General features: G+C 46.1%; 10 protein-coding genes. 5 read left to right on the top strand and 5 right to left on the bottom strand.

Annotated elements, in window-relative coordinates; genetic code table 11:
- Positions 1-299 precede the first annotated feature (299 nt).
- A complete protein-coding gene (locus A0256_09200; protein AMR31586.1) occupies positions 300-821 on the top strand; it encodes a damage-inducible protein DinB in 522 nt (173 codons plus the stop codon).
- 56 nt (positions 822-877) lie between these two features.
- Here the strand turns inward: A0256_09200 and A0256_09195 are convergent, their stop codons facing one another.
- Positions 878-2,134, bottom strand: coding sequence for an alpha-L-fucosidase (locus tag A0256_09195; protein AMR31585.1), 1,257 nt, complete (start codon positions 2,132-2,134; stop codon positions 878-880).
- 212 nt (positions 2,135-2,346) lie between these two features.
- On the opposite strand from A0256_09195, the gene A0256_09190 reads away from it, so the two are divergent.
- Positions 2,347-4,905, top strand: coding sequence for a phospholipase C, phosphocholine-specific (locus A0256_09190; GenBank protein ID AMR34491.1), 2,559 nt, complete (start codon positions 2,347-2,349; stop codon positions 4,903-4,905).
- Positions 4,906-5,013: 108 nt separating this feature from the next.
- Here A0256_09190 and A0256_09185 read toward each other — a convergent pair whose 3' ends face one another.
- Positions 5,014-6,264, bottom strand: a complete 1,251-nt coding sequence (locus A0256_09185; GenBank protein AMR31584.1) for a proteinase inhibitor I4 serpin — start codon at positions 6,262-6,264, stop codon at positions 5,014-5,016.
- Positions 6,265-6,414: 150 nt separating this feature from the next.
- Here A0256_09185 and A0256_09180 point away from each other — a divergent pair, with 150 nt between their 5' ends.
- Positions 6,415-7,329 carry a hypothetical protein gene (locus A0256_09180; GenBank protein AMR31583.1) on the top strand — a complete coding sequence of 305 codons (915 nt, stop codon included), beginning with the start codon at positions 6,415-6,417 and terminating at the stop codon, positions 7,327-7,329.
- A 132-nt stretch (positions 7,330-7,461) separates the two neighbouring features.
- Positions 7,462-8,778: an adenosylhomocysteinase gene (locus A0256_09175; protein AMR31582.1), complete on the top strand. Its 1,317-nt coding sequence runs from the start codon at positions 7,462-7,464 to the stop codon at positions 8,776-8,778.
- A 503-nt stretch (positions 8,779-9,281) separates the two neighbouring features.
- On the opposite strand, the gene A0256_09170 is transcribed toward A0256_09175, so the two are convergent.
- From A0256_09170 to A0256_09160, 3 genes are all read right to left on the bottom strand, one after another.
- Positions 9,282-10,241, bottom strand: coding sequence for a polysaccharide deacetylase (locus tag A0256_09170; GenBank protein ID AMR34490.1), 960 nt, complete (start codon positions 10,239-10,241; stop codon positions 9,282-9,284).
- A 69-nt stretch (positions 10,242-10,310) separates the two neighbouring features.
- Positions 10,311-10,712, bottom strand: a complete 402-nt coding sequence (locus tag A0256_09165) for a hypothetical protein (GenBank protein ID AMR31581.1) — start codon at positions 10,710-10,712, stop codon at positions 10,311-10,313.
- Positions 10,713-10,823: 111 nt separating this feature from the next.
- Positions 10,824-13,184: a hypothetical protein gene (locus tag A0256_09160; protein ID AMR31580.1), complete on the bottom strand. Its 2,361-nt coding sequence runs from the start codon at positions 13,182-13,184 to the stop codon at positions 10,824-10,826.
- A 200-nt stretch (positions 13,185-13,384) separates the two neighbouring features.
- Here A0256_09160 and A0256_09155 point away from each other — a divergent pair, with 200 nt between their 5' ends.
- Entirely contained in the window at positions 13,385-14,101 is a 717-nt protein-coding gene (locus A0256_09155) for a pyridoxine 5'-phosphate synthase (protein AMR31579.1), read from the top strand.
- The last annotated feature ends 166 nt before the right edge of the window (positions 14,102-14,267 follow it).

The following is a 14,267-nucleotide window of genomic DNA, read 5'->3' as shown; positions in this document are numbered from 1 at the left end:
TAATTTTTATATAAACCATTACCGATCAATTGTTTAACAAAACTCAATCACAGAAAGGGTGTTTCACCAAAAAATATAAAATACTGTATATCAAATATAAAGGTGTTTCACCCGATTCACATTCGCGGAATGAAACACCTATGTCGAAATCAAGCCATACCACCCCTCTATCAATGGCAATTTCTGCCCGCTCTGCCCCTCGGAATATGATGTTGCGGAATTTAAATTATTTCCCTGCTGACATAGGGCTGTCATTATCGGGTTGTATCTTTAAGACATCAAACTAAAACAACATCATCATGACAACTATTGGATTTTTCCTGCAACAACTCAACGACGAATCTGAAACTACCCGCAAAATGCTGCAGCGCATCCCAAATGACCAATATGATTGGCAGCCGCATGCAAAAAGCATGAATATCCGCAGCCTGGCTACCCACATTGCCGAATTGCCAACCTACATCCCGATGGTATTGAACACCGAAGTGTTGGATTTTGCTGCAGCCCCGTATGACCCAACCATTGTAAACAGCACCGCAGAATTGATGGAAGTGTTTGAAAAATCGCTGGTTGCCGGCCGGGAATCACTGGTACCGGAGCGTGAAGCGCTTTTGAACGAAACCTGGACTCTGCGCAGCGGTGCGTCGATTTTTAGCCGCGGACCAAAATGGGAAATGATCAGAAACTCCCTGTCGCAGATCATCCACCACCGGGCGCAATTGGGTGTTTACCTGCGCCTGCTGGATATCCCAATACCGGGCAGCTACGGCCCAAGCGCCGACGAGGAATTTTTACCGATAGCAATTGAGGAGCAGGGGTAAGTAGCTACCCGAGATTTGACAACTTTTAAAAAGTTGTCAAATCTTATCAATGCAACTCAATTCACCGTCAACTTAATAATCGTATCCACCGGATCGAGCGTCAAGCCATCGGTGTAGATAAAAGTCCCTTCGGGTTGTTGCTTGTATTTAACCGCTTTGCCGCCGCTTAACAATACCGCCTTACTGACCTTCTCTTTCATCAAGGGAATGAAAACATATCCTTGCGATGGGCTATTGGTAATATGCGCGTATAGCGTTTTGCCATTTGCCGTAATTACACCCCATGGCTGCGGCGGTACAAACCCGCCGCGGGTATGATAGATACTTTCGCCATTTTTCTGCATCCAGGCACCAACTATGGCCAGCGTATCGGTAAATTCCGGCTGTATTTTGCCGTTTGGCATCGGGCCGATGTTCAGCAAAAAATTAGCATCATGGCCCGCCGCTTTTACCAGGTAGTGAATGATCTGTTTGGATGATTTAAAGCTCCGGTCGTTAATATTGAAGCCCCAACTGTTGTTGATGGTTTCGCAGGTTTCTAAAGGCAACTGCCCAATTGTAGATTCACCGCTGAAGCCGGTAGTATTGGCGCCCGGCAAATCTTTTTCAAACATTTGGAAATCCTCGCCATCTTTTGGCGCCAGGTGGTGATTATTGCCCACCAGTATGGCAGGATTTAATCTGTGGATCAGGCCGTAAATCTCGTCGTAGTGCCAGTTCACCTCTTTGCGCTCCCAGTGCCCGTCGAACCAAATACCTTTAACACCGGGGTATTTGGTAATCAGTTCCGTCAGTTGGTCTTTCATGAATTTGATATAGCTGTCCCAGTCACCGTTTTTAGGTTTACCATTCACAATAGGGCTCCCGTAGGCATAATCAGCCCGGCCCCAATCCAGCAGCGAATAGTAAAAATGCAACTCGATGCCTTCCTTTTCACATTCCTTCGCCAGCTCCATTAAAGGGTCTCTGTGGTAAGGTGTGGCATCCACAATATTATAAGGAGACATTTTGGTGCCGAACATGCTGAAACCATCGTGATGGCGAGAGGTAATGGTGATATATTTCATACCCGCCTTTTTGGCAAACGCTACCCAAGCCTTTGCATTAAATCCTTCCGGATTAAAGAAATCGGCCAACCGTTTGTAACTATTATAGGGGATCTTTTTATCATTCATCACCCACTCGCCGTCGCCTAAAATGCTGTAGATACCCCAGTGGATAAAAAGTCCAAATTTCATTTCCTGGAACTTCTTGCGGGCCGCCAGATTCTCGGCAGTGGGCGTGTATGGGCCGGTTTGAGCCATAACGACCATTCCGAGGGACAAAAAAAGAGCGCAACTGAGCGTGATTTTACGGATCATAATATAGACTGGTTGGGTGTTTATAGATTGCGGACGAAATTTAGCGAAATTTATAGTTAACCATAACGTTCATATTTATATTATTTACAGTTAACAGCAGATTCATAATCTTGCAGCGCCCGGCTGTTTACTTATACAGCCTGTTTTAATATCTTTAACCCATGTTGAATACCCGCAGAGATTTCCTTAAAAAAGCAGCCCTGCTTACCGGTGCGGCCGGATTAAGCAGCATATTACCTGCCTCTATCCAAAAAGCTTTAGCCATTAACCCGGCTCATGGCAGTACCTGGAAAGATGCCGAACACATTGTGCTGCTGATGCAGGAGAACCGTTCATTCGACCATTGCTTTGGTATGCTGAAAGGCGTACGCGGCTTTAACGACCCGAGGGCTATCGACCTGCCTAATAAAAATCCCGTTTGGCTGCAAACGAACAAAAAGGGAGAAACCTTTGCACCGTTTCACCTGGATATCAACAATACCAAAGCTACCTGGATGAACTCCTTGCCGCACAGCTGGAATAACCAGGTAAATGCGCGCAACGATGGCAAGTTTGACCAGTGGCTGATAGAAAAACAATCTGGCCACCCCGATTATAAAGATATGCCGCTAACGCTGGGCTACCATACCCGCGCCGACTTGCCCTTCAACTATGCGCTGGCTGATGCCTTTACGGTGTGCGACCAGAATTTTTGCTCATCTCTAACGGGCACCACTCCCAACAGGCTTTTCTTTTGGAGTGGCACCATCCGCGAAAAGCAAAATGAGGAGGCCAGGGCCTGGGTTTGGAACGAGGATGCTGATTTTGGCACCCTCAACTGGACGACCTATCCCGAGCGATTGGAAGAAGCCGGTATTTCCTGGAAATGCTACCAAAATGAGCTGAGTATCCCCGTAGGTTTTGAGGGTGAGCAGGATGCATGGCTTTCTAACTTTACCGATAATCCCCTGGAGTTTTTTGAGCAATACCATACCCGGCTGCATGATAAGCACACCATTTATCTGAAAAAGCGGCTGGAAGTGCTCCCTGCTAAAATAACAGAAGCAGAAAATAAATTGAGCAGTGCGACAGCTGACGACAAGCAGTTGAGGAAGCTAAAACGCGAACTAAAAGATTTGCAGGATGAACTTGCTGATATTAAAAATAACCCGGAGCTGATCGCAGCAGGCGCGTTCGACAGGCTATCGCCAAAGGCTAAAAGCATCCACAAAAAAGCATTTGATACCAATAAGAACGATCCACATTACCACGAGCTAAGTACTCTTAAATATAACGATAATGGTACCCCGCGCGAAATGCAGGTACCTAAAGGCGATGTTCTGCATCAATTCCGGCAGGATGTAAAGAATGGAAATCTCCCAACTGTATCCTGGCTGGTAGGTTCCGAAAATTTTAGCGACCACCCCGGTGCGCCATGGTACGGGGCATGGTATGTATCTGAAGTGCTGGATATCCTTACGCAAAACCCGGACGTATGGAAGAAGACCATCTTTGTTTTAACCTATGACGAGAACGACGGATACTTTGACCACATTCCTCCTTTTGTTGCGCCGCACTCGCATAAACCCGGCACCGGCAAAGTATCTAATGGGCTGGATACCCGGGTGGAATTTGTAACGCTGGAGCAGGAACAGGATAGGCATAACTTCCCCAAGAAATACGATCGCGAGAATGCCATCGGTCTTGGTTTTAGGGTACCGATGGTTGTCGCATCCCCATGGAGCCGGGGCGGGTATGTAAATTCAGAGGTATTTGATCATACCTCCTGCCTGCAGTTCCTGGAAACCTTTATCGCGCAGAAAACCGGCAAAACGGTTAAGGAAGAAAACATCAGCGACTGGCGCCGCACCGTTTGCGGCGACCTCACCTCGGTATTTCGCCCCTATACGGGCGAAAAAACAACCATCCCTCCTTTTTTAGACAGGGACGCCTATGCCGAAAGCATCCATAAGGCACAATTTAAAAAGCTACCAACCTTTCCGCAACTCAATGATGCCGATATCAGCCTGATCAAAAATACCAGGCACGCATCGCCGCACATGCCGCAGCAGGAAAAAGGCATCAAACCATCCAGTGCTTTAGCTTACGAACTTTATGCTGATGGAAAGCTAAGCGAAGATAAAAAGTCATTTGTGATCAGCTTTAAAGCCGGCGATAAAGCTTTTGGCAAGGCATCGCTCGGCTCGCCATTTAACGTTTATGCACCGGGTAAGCATGTTGCATTTCATGATCCGCAGCAAATGGAGGCTGTGCGCACCTGGAGCTATGCCCTCACCGCTGGCGATAGCCTAACGGATGAGTGGCGACTGACCGATTTTGAGAATGGCCAATACCACCTGCGCGCCTACGGCCCCAACGGTTTTTACCGCGAATATAAAGGCAGCGCTGCAGACCCATCCCTTGATGTGTTTGCAGGGTATCAGCATACAAATCATGTGATAGACGGTAGTTTAGTGCTTACTTTCGCCATTCCGGGCAATCAAACGCCATTGACGGTTGAAGTGATTGACAATGCGTACAAAACCGGAACAAAAAATATGACTATACAAGGCGAAAGTTTTGCCCCGCAAACCATGAAACTAGATCTGGCCAAGAGCCACGGCTGGTACGATTTCAGCGTGAAGGTAAAAGGACACGTGAATTTTGAAAAGCGCTACGCAGGCCGGGTAGAAACAGGCAAAGCAAGCTTTACCGACCCGCTTATGGGTGGGGTTATTGTGTAACAATCAACCTGTCAAACTGCGGAACGAAGCATCTTTTAAACTAATTACAGGCAGCAAACCAAAATAGCCCTTACCAGATTCTTCGTTCCTCAGAATGACAAAGTATGATCATTCCCCTGCCAGCAACGGGTTATTTACCACGCCTGCAAATAAGATCAGCCCGGTTTTCATTTCGCGGATCACGAAGAGGAAGGGGCGGTTAAGGTTGAGCTCGGGAATGGCTTCGGTTGCAGTGACACCTATTTCTACAGAAGTTACAGCCGCAGCCTCGGTACCCTGCTCATTCACTTCTACATAAGCTTTATGCTTCACTTCAGAAATTTTTAGTTCCCCTTTTGCGCGGATGCCGCTGAAGTCAGCCATGTCGCTAAAGGCAGTCCTCATACCCAAATTAATCAGCGGATCTTTCATTGATTTAGCAAAACTAAATTTGAACTTCGGCAAGTTAACCTGCCCATGCTGAGCACCCAGTCCGCCCATCCAGCTTTTCCATTTTGCAGAATCTATGCCGGCCACCAATTGTTTTATTGATACGCCTGCATCCGGAATTACAGCTACCATGCTGAATTTGTTATTTGAGTATGGAAACTCGGCTATGATGGTGGCTTTGCCCCCTTCGGTAATTACATTATTATTATAGTTAAGGTTTCCGCTCATAAAATCGGCTTGGACTGTACTGTTATCCCCCAGCGTAAACGCCTTTTTTTGAGTTTTAGCTACATCAAATTTGTTCTTCCAGATGCTTTTGAAATAGATGGCGTTGATAAGATACATCTGCGCATCAGCAGATAGGTTATCAACAATAGCGGGAATCTTCCCACTCGTTTTCTCACTTACCCAATTATTGATCTGGTCTTTTGCCGTGGCACTGGTAAAATCCAGGGCCTGCACCCTGGCCTGGTAATTTGTGCTATTGGTTTCTATAAACTGCGGTACCACCTCCATGCCTTGCCGGTACCAGATGGAATTGGCTATGCCGAGCTTGGTATTAGGATCCATTTGTGGCAGCTCGGTGATCAGTTTATTATAGTAACTATTTACGGCCGACTGGGTGAAGCCGGAAAAATTCATGGTACTGTTAATGCCATCCAGCGTGGTGCCTTTAGCACCATTGGCCGTCATCCCAACTGCGAAGCTTACGCTTAGGGGTGATATAAAAACGTTCCTGGCACCGGTTTCAACTGAAAAAATCTCTTTAAATAATTTAAGTGTAAAAGCATTATCCGCTGCTACCTTCTGCTGCTCGGCAGCGGTAAGCACCAGATCCTTACCAGTATCAGGTTTGATGTTACTTTTATTACAGGCAGCTAACGCGATGATAAGCAACACAAATAGCAGCAACGGTGTTCTACGTTTCATAACATTGGTTTTAGGTGTTTGTATTAAAGTTTATAACGGTATTACGGAGGCATATTTAGGAATGCTACACATTATTGTTTTTTATAGCTGAGCGTGAGAACGATGCAAACAAAAAACTGTTTACCCCGTAGTACTTCAAAGCAGAACGCTATGAAAAAAATAAGTATAACGTTTACTATCAGCGCCATGATGGCCATCATAGTTATCGGTTGTAAAACCAAATTTGCTACTACTACTAGCAGCTACAAAGCGGTCACTACGGCCAGCACCGTTGCCCGCGGAAAAGTACTGGCTTTTGGTGTTTGCGCGGGCTGCCATTATGATAGGAAAATCAACAAATTTATTGGCACCCATATAGAGGATGTGCCAGGTATTGCCGGGAAGATCTACTCCTCCAACCTCACCCACTCAAAAACCAATGGCATTATGCCACTATACAGTGATGCGGAAGTAAAATACCTGATCAAGACCGGTGTGGCCCGGGATGGCCGTTTCCTTTCCTATATGATTCGCCCTAACATGGCCGATAGCGATATCGACGCGATGATTGCCTACTTCCGCTCGGGCGATGCTGCTGTTGCCGCAGCTGATACAACTGTAGGCCCAACAAAACTAACCTTCATCGGCAAAGCCTTCATGAATTTAAAAGCTAAACCTGTGCCCTATCAGGCCAGCGTACCACTTCCGCCTGCGAGCGACAAAGTAAAAACCGGCTATTACTTAGTAGATAACCTCGGCTGTTTCCATTGCCACTCCAACAAACTCACCAACTTAAATTACCTGTATCCGGATCAAAGCAAGGGCTACTTGGCAGGCGGAATTAAAATGAAGGGCGAAAACGGCACCGAAGTTCCTGCGTCCAACATCACCCCTGATAAGAATACTGGTATCGGCGACTACACCCAGGAACAGTTTTATAATGCCCTGCAAAACGGTGATGCCCCGCACAGAAAGCTGAAGGCCCCGATGCCCAAATTTGACATGCTGAACAGGCAGGAGATAGATGCTATTTATGCCTACCTCCAAACAGTTCCGGCCAAGGACCATGCAGTAAAAAGGATGTAGTTGAATATTTATCGTTGCTGTGCATTTAAAGCTGAATAGCAGTTGCCCTAGGGCAATAAAGGGTTCCTGCAAGCAGGCAATTTTTTGTTTGCACATTATAATACCTATTTTTGATAAAAAAATAAATAAGCTATGTCGACATTAGAGACAACATACGTTAAAAATAAAGTGAAAGACATTTCACTTGCTGCCTGGGGCCGCAAAGAAATTGAATTGGCCGAGGCAGAAATGCCGGGCTTAATGGCTCTGCGTGAAGAATACGGACCTGCCCAGATCTTAAAGGGCGCACGTATTGCAGGTTGTTTACACATGACTATCCAAACTGCTGTTTTGATTGAAACACTGCAGGCACTCGGTGCAGAGGTTACCTGGTCATCATGTAACATTTTCTCTACTCAGGATCACGCTGCTGCTGCTATTGCTGCTGCCGGTACTGCTGTTTATGCCTGGAAAGGTATGAACGAAGAAGAATTTGAGTGGTGTATCGAGCAAACTTTATTCTTTGGCGAAGACCGTCAACCCTTAAACATGATCCTTGATGATGGTGGTGATTTAACCAATATGGTGTTTGATAAATACCCTGAACTGGCTGCCGGCATACAAGGCTTATCTGAAGAAACCACTACAGGTGTTCACCGTTTGTACGAGCGTATGAAAGCCGGTACTTTATTGGTGCCTGCTATCAATATCAACGATTCGGTTACCAAATCAAAATTCGATAACAAATACGGTTGCCGCGAATCCTTGGTTGATGCTATCCGTCGTGCTACCGATGTAATGATGGCTGGCAAGGTAGGTGTTGTTTGCGGCTACGGTGACGTAGGTAAAGGTTCTGCAGACTCTCTGCGTAATGCAGGTGTTCGCGTTATCGTTACCGAAATCGATCCTATCTGTGCATTACAGGCAGCTATGGAAGGATTTGAAGTGAAGAAACTTTCTACCGCTATTGCTGAGGCTGATATCGTTGTTACTGCTACCGGTAACATGAACATCGTTCGCGAAGAGCATTTCCGTGCATTGAAAGATAAAGCGATCGTTTGTAACATCGGTCACTTTGATAATGAGATTGATATGGCCTGGTTAAACGGCACCTATGGCGACAGCAAAATTGAGATCAAACCACAGGTTGATAAATATACCATTGACGGTAAAGACGTAATTGTACTGGCAGAAGGCCGTTTGGTAAACTTAGGTTGCGCTACCGGCCACCCAAGCTTTGTAATGAGTAACTCATTCACCAACCAAACTTTGGCTCAAATTGAACTTTGGACCAATGCTGATGCTTACGAAAACAAAGTATACACTTTGCCAAAACATCTGGATGAAAAAGTTGCCCGTTTACACCTTGCTAAAATTGGTGTTGAACTGGAAGTTTTAGATCAAAACCAGGCTGAATATATCGGCGTAACTGTAGACGGTCCGTTTAAACCTGAATACTACCGCTACTAAGGAATAGGTTCAAGACTGTAAGAGTCAGGAATCAAGGTAATATTAAGAAGAGGGATTTGGCGAGAGCCGGATCCCTTTTTGGTTTTTATACGCCGTCATGCCGATGCATATCGGCATCCCATGGGAAAAGGTTCACTGTCCTGTGGGATGCTCAAATAAATTCAGCACGACGGCGGAGGGAATCAGTACGGTCATGCCAATGCATATCGGCATGGTTTTAGATAAGATTCGCTCGTCCTGTGGGATGCTGAAATAAATTCAGCACGACGGCGGGGGGGCACCAGTACAATCATTCAGATGGGTATCGGCATCCCACGGGTTAATGTTCACTTGTCCTGTGGGATGCTGAAATAAATTCAGCACGACGGCTGGGGCATCAGTACGGTCATAAGGTTCACTTGTCCTGTGGGATGCTGAAATAAATTCAGCACGACGGCAGGGGGGGCATCGGCAGGGTCATGGCGATGTATATCGGAATTCCACGGGATAGATAAGCAACTTCATTACTTCCCTCCCTCAAATTCATCCTCCACAGTTTCCCGCAGATCATACAGCAGCCATTGCTTGTTGGCGATGGAGCCTGCTTTGGATTGTAGCAGTTTAATGAAATCCGCTACGCCGGTGGGTTCGTTACCGTTGCCATGGATGAGCACGATGCTGCCTGCATGCGGTTGCTGGCCTTTGGCCAGCCATGCATCTGTCCCGACGGGGATCAGGCCAAAATTGGTTATCTTGTATACGAGTTGCTGATCTGACACCAACCCCGGGAACCGGAAAAACACCGAGGGCAGCAGTCCATTTTTCAGCATCGCTTTTTCAGTTTCCAGCACTTCATAGTTGACATCAGTGCCCGGTTCCAGCAGGAAGTTTGTTTTGAGCGGCGCTTTGGCGCTTACGCGGTGGTTGTAGGAGTGGTTGATCCAGGTGATGTTGATCTCATGGTTCTGCTGCAATTGCTTCAGCCAGTCCAGGTCGGCAATGTGGTGCTGCATCCAGATGCCGCTTACCGATAAGGCTATCGGTACCGGCCGCTCCACTTTTTGAAAGCCTGTTATGATATCAGTAAAAATACGCCTGTCCAGCGGGCGGTGTGCCGGACAAAGATCGGCGGTTAAACTGATACCTGCATCTTTGGGTACCCCGCTTTCAATTCCCGCATCCTGGATCTGCACAGACTGCTGCTCGGATTTCATCAACGCCTTTCCATACGGACTAGCTTTAAACATACTCCGGATGCCTTTCATGCTCATTGGCTGTACCTGGTACGATTCGGCCAGGTCAACCCGCGTCTCGAGCGTTTGCGGATTGACTAATAGAATAAAATAGCGGCTGTGATCTTCAAACCGCCGTAGTGTGATCCAGCTTTTGCCAAAACCCCGGGCTATCCCGTAAAATTGCTGGTAGTTGGTTAGTTGCGCATAATTATTTTGTGCTTTTCCCTGGGGCAAGCAGCATAAAAGCATAAGTAGCGTAAACAAGGTTTTAGCCAGTTTCATAACGAGGAGAGCTATTGGTTATTAAAGACGGAAGATTTACAAAAGCTCGTAAGATTTGCTTATCCAACTAAAAAGTTGCGGCCTTAAATCGTGGGTGCTACTTATGCGCAGATTATTTTGAAACCTCCCAGCAGTAGCTATGCTTTTGAAGACGGGCGGGCCTTCCATTTTTTCAGTGGAGTAAAACTTCAGATCGAGCTGTTTTTGCATGGGGCGAATAACAAAGAAAGTTTGCCGGTGCACAAAAGTGATGCAATTTGGAGTGATGCCTACCAGTACACCGGGCCAGTCGGCAACGTCTGCCAGCAGCTTATCAAACAGCAGCACCAATTCCGCCGATCTGCCCTTAAACAGATCATCAAGGCTGACCTTAGCACAGTAGTGGCTTTGCGTTTCGCTCACTAATTCGCGTTCGCATTTAGGGCAGGTGTAGGGCATAATGCTGGTGCTTTACCACAAAACTAATAATTACGTCAATATGTTTGCACTGTGCAAGGGAGATATCAGTTATCCAGTTTGCGCCTTATCGGGTTTACGGAAACCTTCCGCCTAAAACACTATAGTAAACGTACTCCCCACATTCGGCTCGCTCTCAACTGAGATCTTCCCGCCGAAGGTCTCTATCTGCGTTTTGGTCATGAACAGGCCTACGCCTTTGCTATCATGCCCTTTGTGAAACACGCTATTGAGTTTGAACATGTTTTGGCCATGGCGTTGCAGATCTATCCCAAGCCCATTATCTGTAAAAGCAAGCACAACCCGTCCGTCCACTATTTTAGAGCCTATGTTGATCTGCGGGGATAAACCCGGCTGGCTGTATTTTAGTGCGTTGCTCACCATGTTGTAAAATATGCTCTCCAGGTACATTTTCGGGAATTTCATGCTCAGCACCTGCAAATCTGTGGTAATGACCGCTTTTTTGGATGCGATCTGCCCTTTCAGCATAGCATCGGTAATATTTACAATCTCCGGTAAGAAACAATGATCAAAGGTCATGTTCTTATTATTGCGCACTTCCAGCACCCGCATCAATTCGTTAAGTGTTTCGTTTAAAGTATCGCTGCTGGTTGTAAGCATATCAAACAAATTTTCTTTCTCCGTCGCATCTTCCTCTTCGGCTATCATACCCAGCAGCATACCAATACTGCCGGCCGGCCCGCGCAGGTTATGCGCTATAATCCGGTTGAAATCTTCAAACTGACTGATCCGGTTTTCCAGATCCAGGGCGCGCTTATACTCATCGATATCCGTGCATGATCCAAACCATTTTACAATTCGGCCTTCGTCATTTCTCATCGGCAGCGCGCGCGACCGGTGCCAGCGATAGGTACCGTCAGATTTACGCCTGAAACGTAATTCACTTTCATAACCTTCTCCTGTCGCCATGCAATGATGCCATTTTTGGCGGTTTTTATCTATATCATCCGGGTGCAAAACAATCGGCCATCCAAATTCCCTGGTTTCTTCAAAAGTCAGGCCGGTATAATCAAACCAGTAGCGATTGTAATAGTCAATACTCCCATCAGGATTGGATGTCCAGATAATCTCCGGGATCGAATCAGCCAAAAATTTATATTCGCGGATATCCTCTATGGTTTTATCCTTTGCTCGTACAAGCTGAACCTGTACCTTCAATTCGTCGTTTAGCTTACGCTGCTGGATAATAGATTTATGGAGTGCTATTTCGGCACGCTTATAATCATCGATATCCTGAAAAGTGCCGTAAAGCCTGTTGCAAACGCCATTTTCAAAATCTACATAACCTAGTGCCCGTACCCAAATTTCTTTCCCTTGTTGATTAATGATCTGTAATTCCTCGCTCCAGGGCGTGCCATTGGTAACGGCCTCATTGATTACTCTTGCAATTTTATCACGACTTTCACCTTTCTTATAAAAATCTATCCCCGTAGCCAGGTTTGGCGTATAATCTGCGGGTACCCCATGAATTTCTTTGGTAACCGCCGTCCACGATACCTGCTGAGTTTTAAGATTAACTTCCCAGCCGCCAACACGAGCCACCTGGTTGGTGCGCTCCAGCATTTCCCGGGTTCGGTTAAGCGTCACCGCCATCTCTTGTTGTTCGGTAACATCTCGGCCTATCCCAAAAATATTACCGGTACCTGCTTCTGGGGTTGAAGTCCACTGAATGGTTTTGTACGCCCCTGATCTCGTCTTAAATCTCTGCAGAAAATTTACAACAGCCTCCCCGTTAGCTAGTTTTTGCAGTTGCCTGGAAGTACCCTCTATATCATCCGGATGGATAAATGTGAAGGAAGAGGTGTTTAGCAGATATTCTTGATCCCAGCCCATTAATGTTGTAAAGGCAGGATTGATCTTCTTGAAATAACCATCGTTGCCACCTACAAAAAGCAAGTCGTTAGACAGGTTAAAGAGTTTTTCGAAATTAACCAGTTCCTGTTTTTTACGTCGCTCGGCTATCAGCACCATCACTTCCTGTGCCAGCAATTGCATGGCCCTCTTTTGCTTTTCGGTTAGCTCCCTCGGTTTGCGGTCTATTACACAGAGCGTACCTAAGGCGTTCCCTTCAGGATCTATTAAGGGGTAACCTGCATAAAAACGAATATCCGGAGCGCCAGTTACCAGGCTGTTGTTTTGGAAACGAAGATCCTGAGTAGCATCGGGAACCTCCATTAAACCGGTATCTAAAATGGCGTACCGGCAAAAGGAAATCTCACGCGCAGTTTCACGCACATCAAGCCCCAATACAGATTTAAACCATTGCCGTTTTTCATCAACCAAAGAAACCAAAGAAATAGGCACCTCACAGATAATGGACGCAAGTTCTGTGATCCTGTCGAATTCACTTTCGCTCAGCGTATCTAAAATAGCATAATCATCCAGCGCTTTTAGGCGCTGTTTTTCATTTGATGGTATTGGAGGAGCTGTCAATGGTAGTCTGAATATATAACTATTACGAATATATTGAATAAATAGTTGAATAAACAGACGAATTAAAGAAACTATTACGATATATAATGCAAGTAAATCGGCTAAAACGTAATAGCAAGCAACAAATGGTAAAACCCAAATTGCGTTATAAACTTATAGTTTAAACACTTTGTTATAATTGTATCTGTTAACTTTGTGCCATGGCCCGTTTATCTGTCAACATTAATAAAATAGCTACCCTGCGCAATTCACGCGGCGGTAATAACCCCGACCTGATCCGGGTGGCAACAGACTGCGAACGTTTTGGTGCAGAAGGCATCACGGTGCACCCACGGCCGGACGAGCGCCACATTCGCTATGCCGACGTATTTGAACTGAAGAAGGTTATTACCACCGAATTCAATATCGAAGGTAATTGTGAAGAACAAAAGTTTATAGAACTTGTACTGGCTAGTAAACCGGAGCAGGTAACCCTGGTGCCCGATGTTTTGGGTCAGATAACCAGCAACCACGGCTGGGATACTATAAAACACCAGCAATATTTGCAGGATATTATTAAGGTATTTAAAGATGCAGGCATCCGCGTTTCCATTTTTGTTGATCCAATTGTGGAGATGGTGGAGGCTGCCGCTACAACGGGCACAGACAGGATTGAATTGTATACCGAAGCCTACGCCACTCATTACACCATTGATAAAGCAGCAGCCATAGCGCCCTATGTAGCAGCAGCAGAGGCTGCCCAACGTTTAAGCTTGGGCATCAACGCAGGGCATGATCTTGATCTGCATAATCTTAAATATTTTGCGCAGCGTATCCCTGCTTTGGACGAGGTAAGCATAGGCCATGCGCTGATCAGCGATGCGCTGTATTTTGGGTTAGAGAACACGATTCAAATGTATCTGCGGCAGTTGGCGTAACGGAGAATTGTGATAATACCGGAGAGGCGGTTGTTGCTGCAAAAATCAATGAAGTAATAAATATACCTCAGCTGGCATTTGCTTCCCTTTATAGTCGCCGTTAAATGGCGCAGCATAACCTGTTGATAGGTTAATAAAATGTTGTTGGGGAAAACACCTGTTGCCA

The sequence above is a fragment of the Mucilaginibacter sp. PAMC 26640 genome, assembly GCA_001596135.1.
Taxonomy (GTDB): Bacteria; Bacteroidota; Bacteroidia; order Sphingobacteriales; family Sphingobacteriaceae; genus Mucilaginibacter.
This window is presented reverse-complemented; position numbering and strand designations above follow the sequence as displayed.

Excerpts from the sequence above, each read along its gene's own strand:
- A0256_09200 (AMR31586.1), top strand. The coding sequence starts at position 300 with ATGACAACTATTGGATTTTTCCTGCAACAACTCAACGACGAATCTGAA.
- A0256_09195 (AMR31585.1), bottom strand. The coding sequence starts at position 2,134 with ATGGTCGTTATGGCTCAAACCGGCCCATACACGCCCACTGCCGAGAAT.
- A0256_09185 (AMR31584.1), bottom strand. The coding sequence starts at position 6,264 with ATGAAACGTAGAACACCGTTGCTGCTATTTGTGTTGCTTATCATCGCG.
- A0256_09180 (AMR31583.1), top strand. The coding sequence starts at position 6,415 with ATGAAAAAAATAAGTATAACGTTTACTATCAGCGCCATGATGGCCATC.
- A0256_09175 (AMR31582.1), top strand. The coding sequence starts at position 7,462 with ATGTCGACATTAGAGACAACATACGTTAAAAATAAAGTGAAAGACATT.
- A0256_09170 (AMR34490.1), bottom strand. The coding sequence starts at position 10,241 with ATGCTTTTATGCTGCTTGCCCCAGGGAAAAGCACAAAATAATTATGCG.
- A0256_09165 (AMR31581.1), bottom strand. The coding sequence starts at position 10,712 with ATGCCCTACACCTGCCCTAAATGCGAACGCGAATTAGTGAGCGAAACG.
- A0256_09155 (AMR31579.1), top strand. The coding sequence starts at position 13,385 with ATGGCCCGTTTATCTGTCAACATTAATAAAATAGCTACCCTGCGCAAT.